The sequence below is a fragment of the Bacillus sp. XB1 genome (assembly GCF_053557995.1).
Map to the genome: position 1 here is coordinate 18,407 of NZ_JBNRIL010000009.1, position 19,176 is coordinate 37,582.

Genomic DNA, 19,176 nt, shown 5'->3' on the forward strand with positions numbered 1-19,176 from the left:
GGGTTAATCTAGATGTCGACTCAATATCTAAATTCTAATTTGAAAGTATTCTCTTTAAACTCTAATAAGGAACTTGCTGAGCAGATTGCAAAGCATATTGGAGTAGGACTAGGAAAATGTTCTGTTGATCGTTTTAGTGATGGAGAAGTTCAAATTAACATTGAAGAAAGTATCCGTGGTTGCGATGTATTCATTATTCAATCTACAAGCTTCCCAGTAAACGAACATATCATGGAATTACTTATTATGATCGATGCATTAAAACGTGCATCTGCGAAAACAATTAATATTGTTATTCCTTACTATGGTTATGCGCGTCAAGACCGTAAAGCGCGTTCTCGTGAACCAATTACATCGAAACTTGTAGCAAACTTGCTTGAAACAGCAGGTGCAACTCGTGTAATCACTCTAGATTTACATGCTCCACAAATTCAAGGGTTCTTTGATATCCCAATCGACCACTTAATGGGTGTACCGATTCTTTCTGATTACTTTGAAACAAAAGGTCTTAAAGATATCGTAATCGTGTCTCCTGATCATGGTGGTGTAACTCGTGCGAGAAAAATGGCAGATCGTCTAAAAGCGCCAATCGCTATTATTGATAAGCGTCGTCCTCGCCCGAACGTTTCAGAGGTAATGAACATTATCGGTAATATTGAAGGCAAAACAGCGATTTTAATTGATGACATCATTGATACAGCTGGTACAATTACATTAGCAGCAAACGCTCTTGTTGAGAACGGTGCTTCTGAAGTATATGCTTGCTGTACACACCCAGTATTATCTGGTCCAGCAATTGAGCGTATTCAAAATTCAAACATTAAAGAGTTAGTTGTAACGAACTCTATCGTATTACCAGAAGAGAAGAAAATCGACAAAGTACATGAACTTTCAGTTGCTCCATTAATCGGAGAAGCAATCATTCGTGTATACGAAGAAGAATCTGTGAGTGTATTATTCAATTAATTGGATAGAATGAGACGTAACCAAAATTGGTTACGTCTTTTCGTATCGAAAAAAGAAAGTAGTGGTACAAGAATGAAATTGATAGTAGGACTTGGGAACCCAGGTAGAGAATATGAATTAACAAGGCATAATATTGGATTTATGGCCATTGATGAACTTGCGAAGCGTTGGAACATTTCTTTGAATGAACAAAAATTTAAAGGTGTATTTGGTGCAGGGTTTGTTAATGGAGAAAAGGTAATCTTATTAAAGCCGCTAACATACATGAATTTATCTGGGGAAAGTATTCGTCCACTTATGGATTATTATAAAATTGATGTTGAGGACTTCGTTGTTATGTACGACGATTTAGACATTCCTGTAGGTAAATTGCGTCTTCGCATGAAAGGTAGTGCTGGTGGACATAATGGTGTAAAGTCAACGATTTCGCACTTAGGAACACAAGAATTTCAACGTATCCGTATGGGAATTGATCGCCCGAAAAATGGAATGAAGGTAGTCGATTATGTATTAGGACGCTTTACATCTGAAGAGATTCCGGATGTTAACCATTCTATTGAAAAAGCAGCGGATGCATGTGAAGAGTGGCTAAATAAGCCTTTTCTTCAAATCATGAATACTTTCAATAGTTAAAAATGAGATTGGGAATATTTCTCTTTTGTTTTACCCATACTAGTAGTAATTGAATTTTTAGGAGGCTAGTATGGAAGGGTATTATTATTGCAGACACTGCGGAGGTAATGTAGGCTCCATTAACGCAGAAAAAGTATATAGCGACGTTTTATTTCAACTAACGGAGCAAGAAGTAGTAGAAATGATTCATTTTCATGAGAATGGAAATATATATATAAAAACGATTTGTGAATCGTGTCAAGAAACGCTCGCATCTTATCCTGAGTATTATGAGTATGAAAAATTTCTGCAATAAAATGTTGTCGCTTTGGCATGTCCAAAGCATTTTTCTGTTTTCCTTTTCCAAAATATTTGCATAAAATAGAATGACTTGCTCTTTATGTTGAGAGGAGTTTTAAAGATGATAGGTTTATTAGAGCAATTTTATAAAAATGAAGAGATACAATCGGTTATTAATGGGTTAGAAGATGGGTTAAAAGAACAACTTATATCAGGGATGGCAACGTCTTCTCGTTCATTATTAATGGCGGCTTTATATAAAAAAACAAAAAAATCACAATTAATCGTGACACATAACTTATACCAAGCACAAAAAGTACATGAAGATTTAGTGGCGTTACTTGGTGAAAAAGATGTGTGGTTATATCCAGTGAATGAACTGATAGCATCGGAAATTGGAGTTGCAAGTCCAGAATTGAAGGCGCAACGTATAGAAGTGTTAAATCGCTTGGCTGCGGGAGAGAATGGAATCATTGTAGCGCCAGTGGCAGGATTGCGTAGATTTTTACCAATAAAAGAATTGTGGAAGCAAAAGCAAGTTGAAATCAATCTAGGGCAAGAGATTGATTTAGATGCGCTCTTGCATACTTTACATCATATTGGCTATGAACGTAAGTCGATGGTAGAAGCTCCAGGGGAGTTCAGTTTGCGTGGGGGAATATTAGATATTTATCCTTTAACTGAAGAACTACCATTTCGTATTGAATTCTTTGATACAGAAGTCGATTCTATTCGATTATTTGATGTGGATGAACAGCGTTCTCAAGGTAAAAAAGAAAACGTTAGGTTTGGTCCGGCAACAGAGTTTTTATTTTCACAGGAAGAATTAAAATCAGGAATTCAGCATCTTGAAGAAGGCTTGACTAAGACGATGCAAAAACTTTCTGATGATAAACTAAAGACTAAAGTGCTTGAGACGGTAAGTCATGAAATTGAGATGTTGAAAAACGGGCAAAGTATAGAACAGATGTTTAAATACTTATCTATTTTCTATAAAGAACCTGCTAGTCTGATAGATTATTTACCAGAAGATGGTGTTGTAATTTTAGATGAGATTTCCCGTATTCAAGAAACAGCATCACATCTTGAAACAGAAGAGGCGGAATGGTATATATCACTTCTTGGTGAAGGAACAATTATTCAAGATTTATCTTTCTCTCACCCATTCGAGGGGTTTCTTCATCATAAAAAAAGAAGTTTTGTATATTTAACGTTATTCTTGCGTCATATCGCACACACACATCCGCAAAATATTGTTAATGTAACATGTAAAACAATGCAAGATTTCCATGGACAGATGAATTTGTTAAAAACAGAAATTGATAGATGGAATGAAGGGCATTTTACGACTGTTGTACTCGGAACAGATGATGAACGTGTGAAAAAATTACAACATATTTTAAGTGATTATGATATTGAGGCAGATATTGTAGAAGGTACAGATATTTTATTGCCTGGAAGGTTACAAATTGCTGTAGGTGATTTACATGCAGGATTTGAAATGCCGATGCAAAAGCTTGTTGTCATTACTGAAAAGGAGCTTTTTCATAAGAAAGTTAAAAAATCACAACGTAAACAAAAGCTATCGAATGCTGAACGTATTAAAAGTTATTCGGAATTAAAAGTTGGAGATTATGTAGTTCATGTAAATCATGGTATAGGTAAATTTTTAGGTATTGAGACATTAGAGATTAATGGTGTTCATAAAGATTATTTAAATATTAAATATCAAGGTAATGATAAGCTATACGTTCCAATTGAACAAATTGATCAAGTTCAAAAATATGTAGGATCTGAAGGTAAGGATCCGAAAGTTTACAAATTAGGTGGGAATGATTGGAAAAAGGTTAAAACGAAAGTTGAAAAATCTGTACAAGACATTGCGGATGACCTAATTAAACTATATGCTGAGCGCGAAGCTTCAAAAGGCTATGCATATACGCCAGATACGGCAGAACAACAAGAGTTCGAATCATCTTTCCCATACCAAGAGACAGAGGATCAGTTACGTTCTATTGACGAGATTAAAAAAGATATGGAACGCGGACGCCCGATGGATAGGCTCCTTTGTGGTGATGTAGGGTATGGGAAGACTGAAGTGGCTATTCGTGCGGCATTTAAAGCGATTATGGATGAAAAACAAGTTGCAATTTTAGTACCGACAACGATTCTTGCGCAGCAACACTATGAAACAATTCGAGAGCGTTTTCAAGATTATCCAATCAATATAGGCTTATTAAGTAGATTCCGTACGAGGAAACAACAAAATGAAACAATTAAGGGCTTAAAGGATGGAACAGTAGATATTGTAATCGGAACACATCGTATTTTATCTAAAGATGTTACTTATAAAGATTTAGGGCTTCTTATTATTGATGAAGAACAAAGATTTGGTGTGACACATAAAGAAAAAATTAAACAATTGAAGGCGAATGTTGACGTATTAACATTAACGGCAACTCCGATTCCGCGGACGCTTCATATGTCTATGCTTGGTGTGCGCGACTTATCTGTTATTGAGACACCACCAGAAAATCGTTTCCCAGTCCAAACGTATGTAGTCGAGTATAATCCAGCGTTAATGCGAGAGGCGATAGAGCGAGAGCTTGCAAGAGGTGGTCAAGTTTACTTCCTATATAACCGTGTAGAGGATATTGAAAGAAAAGCAGATGAAATTTCGATGTTAGTTCCAGATGCCCGCGTAACGTACGCACATGGGAAAATGAACGAAAGCGAATTAGAGTCTGTTATGCTATCATTTTTAGAAGGACAGCATGATGTTCTTGTAAGTACAACAATTATTGAGACGGGTGTAGATATTCCGAATGTAAATACGTTAATTGTATTTGATGCAGATCGTATGGGATTATCACAGTTGTATCAGCTTCGTGGGCGTGTTGGACGTTCTAATCGTGTTGCATATGCATACTTTGCATATAAACGTGACAAAGTGCTGTCAGAGGTTGCAGAGAAGCGTCTACAAGCAATTAAAGAGTTCACGGAACTTGGATCTGGTTTCAAAATTGCGATGAGAGATTTATCTATTCGTGGAGCAGGTAATTTGTTAGGGGCAGAACAGCATGGATTTATTGATTCTGTCGGATTTGATCTATATTCTCAAATGTTAAAAGATGCAATTGAACAGCGTAGAGGAACAGATGGGGCTGAAAATATAGTTAATGTTGAAATTGACTTAGAGGTAGATGCATACTTACCAGATGCTTATATTTCAGATAGTAAGCAAAAAATTATGATGTATAAACAATTTAGAGGTGTTTCTGCAATTGAGGATATTGAAGAATTGCAGGAAGAAATGATCGATAGATTTGGCGATTATCCACAAGAAGTTGGTTATTTATTACAAATTGCAAATATTAAAGTGTTGGCAATGAAAGAACAAATTGAATTAATTAAGCAGAATAAATTTGAAGTAACATTCCTGTTTTCTGAACAAGCAAGTCAAAATATTGATGGTGGAAAATTATTCATGCTCGGAAATAGTTTTGGACGTATGATTGGTTTAGGAATGGAAGGATCACAATTGAAAATTGTTATGAAAACAAATGGCTTAGAGACATCGAAGTGGTTAACGATTGCTGAAAATTTATTAAAAGGCTTACCAGATGTAAAAAAAGAAGTAATAAATGCCTAAAATAAGATAAAAAAATACAATTCGACGTGCATAGAAGAACTAATGTGTAAAATACTATATCTAACAGTTGGTGATTTTTACATGAACAGGTAAATTCACCACTTTGATCATCAGTAGAAAGTGAGGCAGCATTAGAATGAAAGCAACTGGAATCGTACGTCGAATTGATGATTTAGGCAGGGTCGTAATCCCGAAGGAAATTCGTAGAACTTTACGTATTCGAGAAGGAGACCCACTAGAAATATTTGTTGATCGCGATGGAGAGGTAATTTTAAAGAAGTATTCTCCAATTAGTGAGCTAGGTGATTTTGCAAAAGAATATGCTGATGCTTTATATGACAGCTTAGGACATAATGTGCTTGTGTGTGATCGAGATTCTATCATCGCAGTATCAGGTGTATCGAAAAAAGAATACTTAAATAAAAGTGTTGGCGATTTAATTGAAAAAACGATGGAAGAACGAAAGTCTGTTATTATGACGGATGAAAGTGATATTTCCATTATTGATGGTGTAACAGAAAAGGTTCATTCTTATACAGTTGGACCAATTGTTGCAAACGGAGATCCGATTGGAGCCGTCATTATTTTTTCAAAAGAAGCTATTATAAGCGAGATCGAGCATAAAGCGGTTAATACTGCTGCCAGTTTCTTAGCGAAACAAATGGAACAGTAAGGGTATATTGATTTTAGAAGTAGCAATCTTTCCTAATTATGATCTTTCTTTTTGAGAAATCAATTATTTGGAGATATATGTATATTGAATGAAGGTAGCACTTTGCTACCTTTTTTCGTTGAATATTTTTAACGTGTAGGAACTCATTATTACCCGTGTTGGGAAGGGAGTTTGTTCTTTTCTTTATGATATAATACGAGAGGTGAGAATAGAAAAAGGAGTTTTCTTGTATGGAAGCGAAGAAGTATCAAGCCTTTTGGCGTGGGGCTATTATATTAACGATTGCAAGTTTCGTTACAAAAGTATTAAGCGCTTTTTACCGTATTCCATATCAAAATATAGCGGGGGATATTGGGTTTTATATTTACCAACAAATTTACCCGTTTTATGGATTTTGTTTAATTTTAGCTACTTATGGATTTCCTGTTATCATTTCGAAAATGGTTGCAGAACGATTAGAGCGGGGAAAACAAAAAGAAGCAGAAGAAATTATTTGTGTATCTTTTTGGTTCTTATTAGGAATTGGTTTTATAGGCTTCTTTACATTGTTTTTTGGGGCCGAAACAATTGCGGTAGCTATGGGCGATATACACTTAGATAAGTTACTACGTGTTATTTCATTTTCATTCTTATTGATGCCATTTTTGTCTGTAGCAAGAGGGTATTTTCAAGGATTTAATAATATGATGCCAACGGCTGTTTCGCAAGTAATAGAACAAACAATTCGAGTTTCTATTATTGTATTTTTATCGCTATTCCTAATTGCTCACGGATTTGATTTATATACAGTTGGTGCAGGGGCTATGTTAGGCTCAATTGCGGGTGGTCTTATTGGGATTATTGTACTTATATTGTATATGCGTCAAGATTTTCGTTCTATATTCTTCAAAAGTGCAGCGAGAATTAAGGGTAAAAGGAAGATAGTTAAAATCCTTTTTTGGCAGGGGTTAGCGATTTGTGTTAGTAATTTAGTGCTTATTTTTATACAGATGGCTGATTCAGTGTCCTTTTACAGCTTACTTATTGGTGTGGGAGAACAGGCTGAAAATGCAAAGGTATTAAAGGGTGTTTATGATAGAAGTATTCCGCTAATGCAATTAGGTACTGTTGTGACGACTTCTTTCTCGTTGTCACTTATTCCGATTATTACAGCGGCGAAGGAAAGAGGAGATCTTTCCTTTATTCAAGAAAAGGTAAAGTTAGCAGTGAAAATAACATGTGTTATTGGACTTGCAGCAGCTATTGGACTAACTTGTATTATTCAACCTACGAATATTATGTTGTTTGAAAACAGTGATGGATCAGATGTTTTATCTATTTTATCGTTATCTATTTTATTTAGTTCATTGTCAATTACGACAGCTTCTATTTTACAAGGATTGGGGCAAACGTTTAAGCCAGCATTATTTGTTGTATTTGGAGGTTGCTTAAAGTTAGCGTTAAATTATATATTCATGCCTTATTTGGGTGTGAAAGGTGCAGCCTTTGCGACTTTATGTGCGTTAATTATAATCTCTGGACTAAATACTTTGTTGCTTACGAGAGCTGTATCAGGGTCACTTATCAATAAGCGAAATATGTTAGGGATAGTAATTAGTGGTATCTGTATGGGATTTGTATTAATGATATTCACACGTGTGTTACAGATGTCTGGATTAGTAATTGATACGGAACATAGAGGAAGCGCGACACTTGAAGCGTTGTTAGGTGTAGCCATTGGCGGATTGACATATATGTTTTTTATTTTGAAATTACGTGTATTTACAAAAAAAGAATTAGGAACCGTTATGAAACAAGAGAAAAAAGAAGGTTCATTGAAGAAGAGTGGATAGAGGTGACTGGTTGTGAGTGGAATCATTACTATTTTAGGTTTAGGAGCTGGTGAATTAGATCAGCTAACGATGGGTGTATATCGAAAAATAAAAGAAGCAGACCATCTGTTTGTTAGAACGAAAGAACATCCAGTTATAGAAGAATTGGAGAAAGAAGGCGTACAATATACGTCTTTTGATGCTGTATATGAAGCACATGATACGTTTGAAATTGTATATGAAACAATTGCGAATAAATTGCTAGAACAAGCTGAAGGTACAGAAATTATCTATGCTGTTCCCGGGCATCCACTTGTAGCAGAAAGAACAGTTCAGCTACTGTTGGAAAAAGGAGAAGTTTCAAATGTTGAAGTGCGAATTGAGGGTGGACAAAGTTTCCTTGATCCTATGTTTGCAAGTCTAAAGATTGATCCGATTGAAGGATTCCAATTACTTGATGCTACATCATTTGAAAGAGGGCAATTAGAACTGCGTCAACATTTAATCTTTTGCCAAGTATATGATGCATTCGTTGCATCTGATGTGAAATTAACATTAATGGAGATGTTACCAGATGATTATGAAGTGTATATCGTAACAGCTGCAGGAACTTCATTTGAACAAGTAAAGAAGGTACCGTTGTACATGTTAGATCATGAAACGGAATTGAATAATTTAACGAGTGTGTACGTGCCGCCAGTTCAGGAGCGTGCGTCCTTGTATCAACAGTTTGATGTTCTTAGAGAAATTATTGCGGAACTTCGTGGTCCAAATGGTTGTCCGTGGGATAAAAAGCAAACACATCAATCATTAAAGAAATATTTAATTGAGGAAGCTTATGAAGTGTTGGAAGCAATCGATGAAGAGGATGATGATCACTTAGTAGAAGAATTAGGTGATATATTATTACAAGTTATGCTTCATGCTCAAATCGGAGAAGATGAAGGTTGGTTCTCTATAGATGATATCATTCGAACTCTATCTGAGAAAATGGTTCGTCGCCATCCGCATGTGTTTGGAAATACGGATGTAAACAGCGCTGATGAAGTGATTGCAAATTGGGAAGAAATTAAAAAACAAGAAAAAGGATTCGTGAAAGAATCTGTTTTAAATGGTGTTCCCAAAAGTTTGCCGCAGTTACTACGCGCCTATGAAATTCAGAAGAAAGCTGGTAAGGTTGGATTTGATTGGGTTGATGTGCAACCGATGATAGAGAAAGCTTTGGAAGAATGGCAAGAGTTCCAACAAGAGGTTACAAATATGGATGAGAAAAAGATGCTGGGTGAGTTTGGTGATTTACTATTTGCATTTGTTAATATAGCTCGTCATTACAAAATAGATCCAGAAGAGGCGTTACGTTCAACTAATGAGAAATTTACTGGTCGTTTTTTATACATGGAGGCAAAAGTAGCTGAAATGAATAAAGAGATGAAAGATTTATCATTAGAACAGTTAGATGTTTTATGGGAAGAAGCGAAACAGACAGAGCGTTAATAGGGGGATTTGATATGCGTCTAGATAAGTTTTTAAAAGTATCACGTTTAATTAAAAGAAGAACATTAGCGAAAGAAGTAGCTGATCAAGGAAGAATATCTATTAATGGTCAAGTGGCAAAAGCAAGTTCTGATGTGAAAGTAGCTGACGAATTAACAATTCGTTTTGGTCAAAAAATAGTGACTGTGAAAATAAATGAATTAAAAGAAACAACTAAAAAAGAAGATGCAGCAAATATGTATAGCTTAGTTCGTGAAGAAAAAGTAAAAGCGGAAGAAGGCTTGTTCTAAAATCATTTATCCCCTCATACATTACTATTAGCTAGTAAAAACCTATGGGGGGATTTACGTGAATAATGGTTACTCACCTACGTCTTCTAATCAACAAAATGTTTCTGTAGAGCATGACATTATTATGCGTGGCAGGCGTATAATTGATATTACCGGTGTGAAGCAGGTAGAGAGTTTTGATAGCGAAGAGTTTTTACTAGAGACCGTAATGGGTTTTTTAACAATTCGTGGTCAAAATTTACAAATGAAAAATTTAGATGTGGAAAAAGGTATTGTGTCGATTAAAGGGAAAGTTAATGAGATGCTGTATATTGATGAAAATCAAGGGGAAAAAACTAAAGGTTTCTTTAGTAAGTTGTTTAAATGAGCTTAACAATTCAGTTGTATACAATGCTTTCAATGATTGGAATGGGTGCTTGGATTGGAGCGTCTTTAGATACATATCAACGTTTTTTAAAGCGCCAAGAACGTAAACGTTGGCTTGTATTTATACATGATATATTATTTTGGATTGTCCAAGCATTATCCGTCTTTTATGTATTGCTTCTCGTAAATGAAGCTGAGCTACGTATATATGTGTTTTTGGCATTATTATGTGGTTTTGCGGCATATCAAAGCTTACTGAAGGCACTATACATGAAGCTGTTAAATTTTCTCATCTATATTTTTATGCAAACAACATATTTTTTTGTTCGAATTATACAGCTACTCATGATAAAACCTGTTATTATTATAGCGCAGCTATTTATTGCATTTATATTATTCTTATTTCGTATACTGCTTTCAATTGGACATGTGTTATGGAAAATGGTGATTTGGATATTACTTTTCATATGGAAAGTTTTTTTCTGGCCTGTTCGATTTATTGCTTCGCTCATATGGAAACTTCTCCCTAATCGTGTTAAACTTTTTATAGTGAAACATATAGGGTTCCTGCAATATATAGCAAAATTGAAGGGACATATCTTCCAACTATGGGAGCATATAAAAAAGAAGTTAGGGGGACCTCGGAAATGAGGGAACTGAGACAAAGAACAATCGAAAAACAGAGTCCAAATCCTGTTAAAGAGCATATAATACAAACGGATGAGAACAGGAAGCGACTTTATCGCCGTTTAGCGGTTTTTCTTGTCTTTACTTTTACAATTATTGCGAGTATTGGTGTAACGTTTTATCAACAAAACAGTTCCATTAAAGCAAAAGAAGCAAAAGTTAAGGACATGAAAAAAGAACTGGATTCATTAACGAATAAAGAAAAAAGTCTAAAAGACGAAGTTCAAAAGTTAAATGATGAAGAGTACGTATTAAAGATTGCTAGAAGGGATTATTTCTTCTCTGGTAAAGGGGAGATAATTTTTCCTGTTTCTAAGTAGAGTATGTCTTATTGACACTATATTTTAGGATTATATATAATAAAGTAAAATTTGACTTTTTAACCACTAAGGAGGAGCATTTTTTTTATGTCAATCGAGGTAGGCAGCAAGTTACAGGGTAAAGTAACAGGTATTACAAATTTTGGGGCTTTTGTGGAGCTGCCAGAGGGCTTAACGGGTCTTGTTCATATTAGTGAAGTTGCTGATAACTATGTAAAAGATATTAACGATCACTTAAAAGTGGGCGACCAAGTAGAAGTAAAAGTTATTAATGTTGAAAAAGATGGAAAGATTGGTTTATCTATCAAAAAAGCGAAAGAACGTGAAAAAACAGAAGGAGATCGTCCACGCGGTGAATACCAACGCGGTGGTGATCAACAACGTTCTGGACGTCCACAACGTAATAATCGCTCTTTCAACAGAGATAATCGCGGTGGCGGTAACGACCGAGCTCCGAAAGAAACATTTGAGCAAAAGATGGCACGCTTCTTAAAAGATAGCGAAGATCGTTTAACTTCTTTAAAGCGTAACACAGAGTCTAAACGTGGTGGCCGTGGCGCGCGTCGCGGATAATAAGGACGTTTAGTTTTTAACATATAGAGAGGTACCCAGAGTGATGGCTCAGGGTGCTTTTTTATATGTTAAAAATATTTTTAAAAAAGTTTTTGAGATGTGTTGACTTTAATTAGTATCTGATGTAAGATACTAATTGTCCGTTAAATAAGACGACATGGCGGTGTAGCTCAGCTGGCTAGAGCGTACGGTTCATACCCGTGAGGTCGGGGGTTCGATCCCCTCCGCCGCTATATTTAATTTAACGGCCCGTTGGTCAAGTGGTTAAGACACCGCCCTTTCACGGCGGTAACACGGGTTCGAATCCCGTACGGGTCATCTAAAAAGATCATGCAAATTTGCATGATCTTTTTTTGTTAAATAAATTAAGATATACAACACTTCTACAAAATCACCCTATATTTTCTGAATATTTAATTAAAATCTCAAAAATAACTTACATACCGTGTATATCTGTAGAGTTATTTCGAATAAAAAGTCGAACGATTATAAAAGTGAAAACTGTTGTTTTGACAAAAAAACCAACAATCATCTTTTATAATGACAGTAATTAAACTATGCAGGTGGTGTTAAAAATATGCCTAAAGCAGGAAGGAATACTATGAATACAAGTGCATTGGCAATGAATGAGAGTCAGCTTGGAGGAATAAAGTGGACGAGTAAGTTGCGAATGAAATTTGAGCAAGTTTTCTTTAGATGGGGATTTATTATTGTTGTTATTGGTTTTCTTTTGGGACGAGCATATATATTAACAAATATTTTACCGTTTGCACTGCCATTTTTTGCTGCTGTTTATGTTATGAAGCGGGATAAGATGCCGCTAGCATTTTTAGCTCTAATGGGAGGAGCTCTTTCGGTATCGATAGATAATTTGTTTTTTACCTTTGCATCTATCTTTACCTTCTTCATTTATAATATCTTCTTTAGTCGATTTACACGTAAAACTGTTGGACTTGTTCCATTTCAAGTATTTATCTCCGCATTAACCGCACACTTAGTTGTTGTATATTTTGCGCAACAAACTGTCACCATGTACGATTTACTCGTTAGTACCATTGAGGCTGGGCTTAGTTTCGTATTAACTATGATATTTTTACAAAGCGTCCCGCTTTTAGTGGAAAGGAAAGGAAAACAACAGGCATTAGAGACGGAAGAAATTGTTTGTTTGATTATATTACTAGCATCTGTTTTAACGGGTACAACAGATTGGTTTGTATATGATGCTTCTATTCAACATATTTTTACAAGGTATTTAGTGCTAGTATTTGCATTTATTGCAGGTGCTGCCACAGGATCCACAGTAGGGGTTGTAACAGGACTAATATTAAGTTTAGCAAATGTGTCTAGCTTGTCTCAGCTTAGCCTTCTTGCTTTCTCTGGATTGCTTGGTGGATTGTTAAAAGAAGGGAAGCGTTTAGGTGTTAGTTTAGGTTTATTAATTGGGACAAGCTTAATTACATTATATGTGGACAAACAGACAAATATTGTAACAACTTTAATTGAGTCAGGTGTAGCGATTGTTATCTTCTTATTAACACCGAAGCTTGTTTTGGATCGTATTGCTAAATTTATGCCAGGTACACAAGAGCATTCGCAAGACCAACAACAATATTTAAGAAGGATGCGTGATGTTACAGCAAATAAAATCAACCAATTTGCAAATGTATTTGCTGCTTTATCTAATAGCTTTTCTGTATATGGGTATGTAGAGGAAGAAGATAAAGAGACAGAAGCAGATTTGTTTTTGAGTACAATTACTGCGAAAACATGTCAAACATGCTTTAAAAAGGATCAATGCTGGGTAGTGAATTTTGATAAAACGTACGATTATATGAAACAAATAATGAATGAAACGGAAGAAGGAACCCTGCAACATAATCGTAAATTAGTTCGTGAGTGGGACAAGCATTGTGTGAGAGGGAAAAAAGTGACGGATTTAGTAGCGGGTGAATTAGATCACTTCTATGAGGGACAAAAATTACGAAAACAAATGAAGGAAAATCGTAGAATAGTAGCGGAGCAACTATTAGGTGTATCAAAGGTTATGGAGGATTTTGCTAAGGAGATACAACGAGAGCGTGAAAATCATCAAGTGCAGGAAGAACAGATTATGCAAGCATTCCGTGATTTTGGTGTCGAAGTAGAGCATGTTGATATTTATTGTTTAGATAGAGGAAGTATTGATATTGAAATGTTAATTCCAGTTGCATCTAATGAACATGGTGAATGTGAAAAGTTAGTTGCACCGATGCTTTCGGATATCCTTAAAGAAAATATTGTCGTTAAACATGAAGAAAAGTCTTCTTATCCAAATGGCCATAGTTTAATATCATTTGGTTCGGCGAAGACGTATTCTCTTGATACAGGATTGGCTACAGCTGCAAAAGGCGGTGGATTTGTTTCGGGTGACTCTTATGCGATGATGGATTTAAGTGTTGGTAAATATGCACTTGCAATTAGTGATGGTATGGGGAATGGGCAAAGGGCTCATATGGAAAGTAAGGAAACGGTGAAATTATTACAAAAAATACTCCAATCGGGCATTGATGAAGAAATAGCAATTAAGTCTATCAATTCAATTCTTTCTTTGAGAACGACAGAAGAGATGTTTACGACGTTAGATTTAGCTATGGTAGATTTGCGGGATGCGAGTGCAAGGTTTTTAAAGATTGGATCGACGCCGAGTTTTGTTAAACGCGCAAATAATATTTTGAAAATTGAAGCAAGTAATTTGCCGATGGGAATCATTGAAGATGTTGAAGTTGATGTGGTGGGTGAACAATTAAAAACGGGCGATATTCTTATTATGATGAGCGATGGGATTTTTGAGGGAGCGCAGCATGTGGAGAATCATGAATTGTGGATGAAACGAAAAATTAAAGAATTGCAAACCGAAGACCCGCAAGAAATTGCTGATATCATTATGGAAGAAGTGATTCGCTCTTGTGATGGTTATATAAATGATGATATGACTATTGTAGTGGCAAAAGTGAAGAAAAATATGCCGAAGTGGGCTACGATTCCGATTGTAGGAATGCAGGCGCAGTAAAATGTAAGTGGAATGTTTATCTATAATTTGATTTTAAAAACCTAGGTGAATACCTAGGTTTTTTTGTGGAAAAAGGTAATGTTATTAATTTTGTGAATATACACGGAGGATGTAAGATAAAAATGTAATTTTTGTATATCTTTTTTTTGCACAATGTTTGTAAAAGTTGTACCATTGTAGACAAGGCAACTAACGTTGCTGTTCTTGTTTAATGAAAGGTGATTACGAAGTTGAAAGATACATTTGTTGAAAAAGTAGATGACTTTGTAAAGCAGCATGATGTATTAAAGAATGATTCAACGATTGTTGTGGGAGTTTCTGGTGGTCCTGACTCGTTAGCGCTTTTATATTATTTATTAGAAAAAAGAGCGGAAAAACAGTTGGAAATTGTAGTAGCTCATGTGGATCATATGTTTAGAGGTGATGAATCTCATGAGGATTTACGGTTTGTGCAGGGCCTTTGTGAAGAACTGGGAATTATTTGTGAAACGATAAGGATTAATGTATCACAATATCAACAGCAATACGGAATGAATGCACAGGTTGCTGCTAGAGAATGCAGATATGCATTTTTGGAAAGAATAATGAAGAAATATGATGCAAGATATGTTGCTCTTGGACATCATGGAGATGATCAAGTCGAGACAATTTTAATGCGTCTTGTAAGAGGGAGTACTCCGAAAGGATATGCAGGAATTGCAGTGAAGCGTCCTTTTCATAATGGGTATTTAATTAGGCCGTTACTTGGGGTAACGAAGGAAGAAATTGTTGATTACTGTAATAAGCTAAATTTAATGCCACGTATAGATCCGAGTAATAAAAAGGAAGTATATACAAGGAATCGATTACGTAAATATGTCCTTCCTCATTTGAAAGAAGAAAATCCACAAGTGCATGAGAAATTCCAAAAATTTAGCGTGCAGATGCAAGAGGATGAGGCTTATTTGCAGGAATTAGCTTTTGAGAAAATGAATAAAGTAATTACAAAAAAAAGTGATAAACAAATTAGCTTATCAATTCCTGCCTTTGAATCCATGTCTATGCCTTTACAAAGAAGAGGGATTCAACTAATATTAAACTATCTTTATGAATATAAGATTCCATCTTCTCTTTCTTCCATACATATTGACAAGGTGATTGAGTTTTTTAAGCGGACACAACCTTCAGGTTCACTTGATTTTCCAGGTGATTTGAAAATTGTTCGTACATACGAGGAGTGTAGCTTTAGATTTAAACAAGAAATTGTTTCTCCTTTTTTACAAGATTTATCAGTACCCGGGACCATTACGCTATTGAACGGGGATGAATTTGTAACAGAGGTGAGCGAAGATATACCAAGTAACATGAATGAAACAGTATTTGTTGCTAAGTATAATGATATATCATATCCACTTCGTATTCGTTCTAGGGAAAATGGAGATCGCATGTCAATACAAGGTATGAATGGCACGAAAAAGATAAAAGCTATTTTTATCGAAGCAAAAGTACCGAAAGAAAAAAGAGAAGAATGGCCGGTCGTTTGTGATGCAAGTGGGACCATTATTTGGGTACCCTTGTTGAAGCGATCTGCATTTGCAATTTCGAAAGAGATGGCAAAGAAGGATAAATATATGATTATTCACTACAAAAGCAAGGAGTCTTCCGGGAGGATAATGAAATGATGAATCAAGATATCGAAAAAGTATTAATTTCTGAAGAGCAAATACAAGAAAAGGTGCGCGAACTAGGTGCAATTGTTGCAGAGGATTATAAAAACACAGTACCTCTTGCAATTGGTGTATTAAAAGGCGCAATGCCATTCATGGCAGATTTATTAAAGAGAACAGATACATATCTTGAAATGGATTTTATGGCTGTATCTAGTTACGGTCACTCTACAGTTTCAACAGGCGAAGTGAAAATTTTAAAAGATCTTGATACTTCTGTAGAAGGTCGCGATATTTTAATCGTCGAAGATATTATTGATAGTGGTCTTACACTAAGCTACTTAGTAGACTTATTCAAATATCGTAAAGCGAAGTCTGTAAAAATTGTTACATTATTAGATAAGCCAACAGGCCGTAAGGTTGATCTGAAAGCGGATTATGTTGGATTTACTGTTCCACATGAATTTGTAGTAGGATATGGATTAGATTATAAAGAGCAGTACCGTAATCTTCCTTATGTAGGCGTATTAAAACCAAGCGTTTACTCAAATTAATTAAATATAGGCTTCACAATTGTATAGGAAAGTTTTTCTATGTTACGATTTACTATAGTGTTTATGCCGTGAGAGGAGGTTAGGAATGAATCGTATCTTCCGTAATACCATCTTTTATTTACTGATATTCTTAGTAGTAATTGGAATCGTGAGCTATTTTAATGGTTCGACACAAAAAACGACATCAGTTAGCTACGACAAATTCATTACTAAACTAGAAAGCGGTGAAGTGCGTAATGTGCAACTTCAACCGAAAAATGGTGTATTTGAGGTAAAAGGACAATTTAATAACTCTAGCCAAGGAGAACAATTTGTTACTTATGCACCAAATACTGAGGAATTACAAAAGAAAATTAATGATAAAGCGAAAGGTGCCGAAGTTAAGTATCAACCAGCAGAAGAAACAAGTGCTTGGGTAACATTCTTTACTTCAATCATTCCATTTGTCATCATCTTCATTTTATTCTTCTTCTTATTAAACCAAGCTCAAGGCGGTGGTAGCCGTGTTATGAACTTCGGGAAAAGTAAGGCGAAGTTATATAATGATGAAAAGAAAAAAGTTCGTTTCAGAGATGTTGCTGGTGCGGATGAAGAGAAACAAGAACTTGTTGAGGTAGTTGAATTCTTGAAAGACCCTCGTAAGTTCTCTGAAGTTGGTGCTCGTATTCCAAAGGGTGTCCTATTAGTTGGACCTCCAGGTACAGGTAAAACTTTATTAGCACGTGCTGTTGCAGGTGAGGCTGGCGTTCCATTCTTCTCTATCAGTGGTTCTGACTTCGTAGAGATGTTTGTGGGTGTCGGTGCATCACGTGTACGTGATTTATTTGAAAATGCAAAGAAAAATGCTCCTTGTATCATTTTCATTGATGAAATTGATGCAGTAGGGCGTCAACGTGGCGCAGGTCTTGGTGGTGGCCATGATGAGCGTGAGCAAACGTTGAACCAATTACTTGTTGAAATGGATGGATTCGGTGCAAACGAAGGTATTATTATCATCGCTGCGACAAACCGTCCTGATATTCTTGATCCAGCATTATTACGTCCAGGTCGTTTTGACCGTCAAATTACAGTAGATCGTCCAGATGTAAATGGCCGTGAAGCTGTACTGAAGGTGCATGCTCGTAATAAACCGCTTGATGAAAATATCAACTTAAGAGCAATTGCAACTCGTACGCCAGGATTCTCTGGTGCTGATCTTGAAAACTTATTAAACGAAGCTGCTTTAGTAGCTGCGCGTCAAGATAAGAAGAAAATTGATATGAGTGACATTGATGAAGCAACGGATCGCGTTATTGCAGGTCCGGCTAAGAAAAGTCGTGTTATCTCTGAAAAAGAACGTAATATCGTTGCTTTCCATGAAGCGGGTCATACTGTAATTGGTGTTGTTCTTGATGAAGCTGATGTCGTTCATAAAGTAACAATTGTCCCTCGTGGTCAAGCTGGTGGATATGCAGTAATGCTTCCGAAAGAAGATCGTTACTTCATGACAAAGCCAGAGTTACTTGATAAAATCACTGGTTTACTTGGTGGTCGAGTAGCTGAGGAGATTGTATTTGGTGAAGTGAGTACAGGTGCTCACAACGACTTCCAACGTGCGACGGGCATTGCAAGACGTATGGTTACAGAATTCGGTATGAGTGATAAGCTTGGACCAATGCAATTTGGTAGTTCGCAAGGTGGTCAAGTGTTCTTAGGAAGAGACTTCCATTCAGAGCAAAACTACAGTGATGCAATTGCACACGATATCGATGTAGAAATGCAAACGATTATGAAAGAATGTTATGCTCGTGCAAAAGACATTCTTACTGAAAATCGTGATAAGCTAGATCTTATTGCAAAAACGTTACTTGAAGTAGAAACGTTAGATGCTGAGCAAATCAATCATTTATGTGATTACGGCAGATTGCCAGAACGTCCAACATCTTCAGATGATGTGAAAGTAAACATCAACATGAAGAAAGACGATGAAGATAAAGAAGATAAGTAAGAAACGAAGGAGTGACTATCGTCACTCCTTTTTTGTTTGTTAAAACCTTTGTTAATTACTATTGAGAACTTAGTGGATAAAGTAATTTAAGTAAAACTAGTATTAAAAATTGAAATAGAGAGCAATCTTTTTGTAAAATGATGAGGATAGGAAAGCTGATTATATAAGTATGTGTGATATGATGTTTTTATAAGTT

Annotated in this window: 16 protein-coding genes and 2 tRNA genes; all 18 read left to right on the plus strand. The window is 35.8% G+C overall.

The features are described 5' to 3' along the window. Positions 1 to 12: 12 nt before the first annotated feature. Positions 13 to 966, plus strand: coding sequence for a ribose-phosphate diphosphokinase (locus ACK1U5_RS27180; RefSeq protein ID WP_000107420.1), 954 nt, complete (start codon positions 13 to 15; stop codon positions 964 to 966). 72 nt (positions 967 to 1,038) lie between these two features. Further along, positions 1,039 to 1,599 carry an aminoacyl-tRNA hydrolase gene (gene pth / locus ACK1U5_RS27185; RefSeq protein ID WP_000767702.1) on the plus strand — a complete coding sequence of 187 codons (561 nt, stop codon included), beginning with the start codon at positions 1,039 to 1,041 and terminating at the stop codon, positions 1,597 to 1,599. A gap of 70 nt (positions 1,600 to 1,669) precedes the next feature. Beyond that, complete coding sequence (locus tag ACK1U5_RS27190; protein ID WP_000399438.1) at positions 1,670 to 1,894, plus strand: anti-sigma-F factor Fin family protein; 225 nt, start codon at positions 1,670 to 1,672, stop codon at positions 1,892 to 1,894. A 105-nt stretch (positions 1,895 to 1,999) separates the two neighbouring features. Then, complete coding sequence (gene mfd, locus ACK1U5_RS27195) at positions 2,000 to 5,530, plus strand: transcription-repair coupling factor (protein ID WP_000579678.1); 3,531 nt, start codon at positions 2,000 to 2,002, stop codon at positions 5,528 to 5,530. A 136-nt stretch (positions 5,531 to 5,666) separates the two neighbouring features. Further along, positions 5,667 to 6,203, plus strand: coding sequence for a stage V sporulation protein T (gene spoVT, locus ACK1U5_RS27200; RefSeq protein WP_000648302.1), 537 nt, complete (start codon positions 5,667 to 5,669; stop codon positions 6,201 to 6,203). 230 nt (positions 6,204 to 6,433) lie between these two features. After that, positions 6,434 to 8,035 (plus strand): putative polysaccharide biosynthesis protein, encoded by a 1,602-nt coding sequence (locus tag ACK1U5_RS27205; RefSeq protein ID WP_000387592.1) that lies wholly within the window; start codon positions 6,434 to 6,436, stop codon positions 8,033 to 8,035. A gap of 12 nt (positions 8,036 to 8,047) precedes the next feature. After that, positions 8,048 to 9,508, plus strand: coding sequence for a bifunctional methyltransferase/pyrophosphohydrolase YabN (locus ACK1U5_RS27210; protein WP_000014241.1), 1,461 nt, complete (start codon positions 8,048 to 8,050; stop codon positions 9,506 to 9,508). Positions 9,509 to 9,522: 14 nt separating this feature from the next. Next, positions 9,523 to 9,798 (plus strand): RNA-binding S4 domain-containing protein, encoded by a 276-nt coding sequence (locus tag ACK1U5_RS27215; protein ID WP_001234876.1) that lies wholly within the window; start codon positions 9,523 to 9,525, stop codon positions 9,796 to 9,798. Positions 9,799 to 9,856: 58 nt separating this feature from the next. Next, positions 9,857 to 10,165, plus strand: a complete 309-nt coding sequence (gene yabP, locus ACK1U5_RS27220; RefSeq protein WP_001059104.1) for a sporulation protein YabP — start codon at positions 9,857 to 9,859, stop codon at positions 10,163 to 10,165. Further along, positions 10,162 to 10,815 (plus strand): spore cortex biosynthesis protein YabQ, encoded by a 654-nt coding sequence (yabQ, locus tag ACK1U5_RS27225; protein WP_000059777.1) that lies wholly within the window; start codon positions 10,162 to 10,164, stop codon positions 10,813 to 10,815. Before yabP ends, yabQ begins: the two co-directional genes overlap by 4 nt. After that, on the plus strand, positions 10,812 to 11,171 hold the full coding sequence (gene divIC, locus ACK1U5_RS27230) for a cell division protein DivIC (protein WP_001208738.1): 360 nt from the start codon (positions 10,812 to 10,814) through the stop codon (positions 11,169 to 11,171). Before yabQ ends, divIC begins: the two co-directional genes overlap by 4 nt. 87 nt (positions 11,172 to 11,258) lie before the next feature. Beyond that, on the plus strand, positions 11,259 to 11,744 hold the full coding sequence (locus tag ACK1U5_RS27235; RefSeq protein WP_000021451.1) for a S1 domain-containing RNA-binding protein: 486 nt from the start codon (positions 11,259 to 11,261) through the stop codon (positions 11,742 to 11,744). A 159-nt stretch (positions 11,745 to 11,903) separates the two neighbouring features. Further along, positions 11,904 to 11,977 (plus strand) — tRNA-Met (locus tag ACK1U5_RS27240). Between the two features lie 13 nt (positions 11,978 to 11,990). Next, positions 11,991 to 12,062, plus strand: a tRNA-Glu gene (locus ACK1U5_RS27245). 259 nt (positions 12,063 to 12,321) lie between these two features. After that, entirely contained in the window at positions 12,322 to 14,793 is a 2,472-nt protein-coding gene (spoIIE, locus tag ACK1U5_RS27250) for a stage II sporulation protein E (protein WP_001123552.1), read from the plus strand. 230 nt (positions 14,794 to 15,023) lie between these two features. Further along, positions 15,024 to 16,454 carry a tRNA lysidine(34) synthetase TilS gene (gene tilS / locus ACK1U5_RS27255; protein ID WP_000655458.1) on the plus strand — a complete coding sequence of 477 codons (1,431 nt, stop codon included), beginning with the start codon at positions 15,024 to 15,026 and terminating at the stop codon, positions 16,452 to 16,454. Continuing rightward, entirely contained in the window at positions 16,451 to 16,993 is a 543-nt protein-coding gene (hpt, locus tag ACK1U5_RS27260; protein WP_000981844.1) for a hypoxanthine phosphoribosyltransferase, read from the plus strand. Before tilS ends, hpt begins: the two co-directional genes overlap by 4 nt. Positions 16,994 to 17,078: 85 nt before the next feature. Further along, on the plus strand, positions 17,079 to 18,980 hold the full coding sequence (gene ftsH / locus ACK1U5_RS27265) for an ATP-dependent zinc metalloprotease FtsH (protein WP_001079672.1): 1,902 nt from the start codon (positions 17,079 to 17,081) through the stop codon (positions 18,978 to 18,980). The last annotated feature ends 196 nt before the right edge of the window (positions 18,981 to 19,176 follow it).

Coding starts and splice junctions, on each gene's coding strand:
- ACK1U5_RS27180 (WP_000107420.1), top strand. CDS start 13: ATGTCGACTCAATATCTAAATTCTAATTTGAAAGTATTCTCTTTAAAC.
- pth (WP_000767702.1), top strand. CDS start 1,039: ATGAAATTGATAGTAGGACTTGGGAACCCAGGTAGAGAATATGAATTA.
- ACK1U5_RS27190 (WP_000399438.1), top strand. CDS start 1,670: ATGGAAGGGTATTATTATTGCAGACACTGCGGAGGTAATGTAGGCTCC.
- mfd (WP_000579678.1), top strand. CDS start 2,000: ATGATAGGTTTATTAGAGCAATTTTATAAAAATGAAGAGATACAATCG.
- spoVT (WP_000648302.1), top strand. CDS start 5,667: ATGAAAGCAACTGGAATCGTACGTCGAATTGATGATTTAGGCAGGGTC.
- ACK1U5_RS27205 (WP_000387592.1), top strand. CDS start 6,434: ATGGAAGCGAAGAAGTATCAAGCCTTTTGGCGTGGGGCTATTATATTA.
- ACK1U5_RS27215 (WP_001234876.1), top strand. CDS start 9,523: ATGCGTCTAGATAAGTTTTTAAAAGTATCACGTTTAATTAAAAGAAGA.
- yabQ (WP_000059777.1), top strand. CDS start 10,162: ATGAGCTTAACAATTCAGTTGTATACAATGCTTTCAATGATTGGAATG.
- divIC (WP_001208738.1), top strand. CDS start 10,812: ATGAGGGAACTGAGACAAAGAACAATCGAAAAACAGAGTCCAAATCCT.
- ACK1U5_RS27235 (WP_000021451.1), top strand. CDS start 11,259: ATGTCAATCGAGGTAGGCAGCAAGTTACAGGGTAAAGTAACAGGTATT.
- spoIIE (WP_001123552.1), top strand. CDS start 12,322: ATGCCTAAAGCAGGAAGGAATACTATGAATACAAGTGCATTGGCAATG.
- hpt (WP_000981844.1), top strand. CDS start 16,451: ATGATGAATCAAGATATCGAAAAAGTATTAATTTCTGAAGAGCAAATA.
- ftsH (WP_001079672.1), top strand. CDS start 17,079: ATGAATCGTATCTTCCGTAATACCATCTTTTATTTACTGATATTCTTA.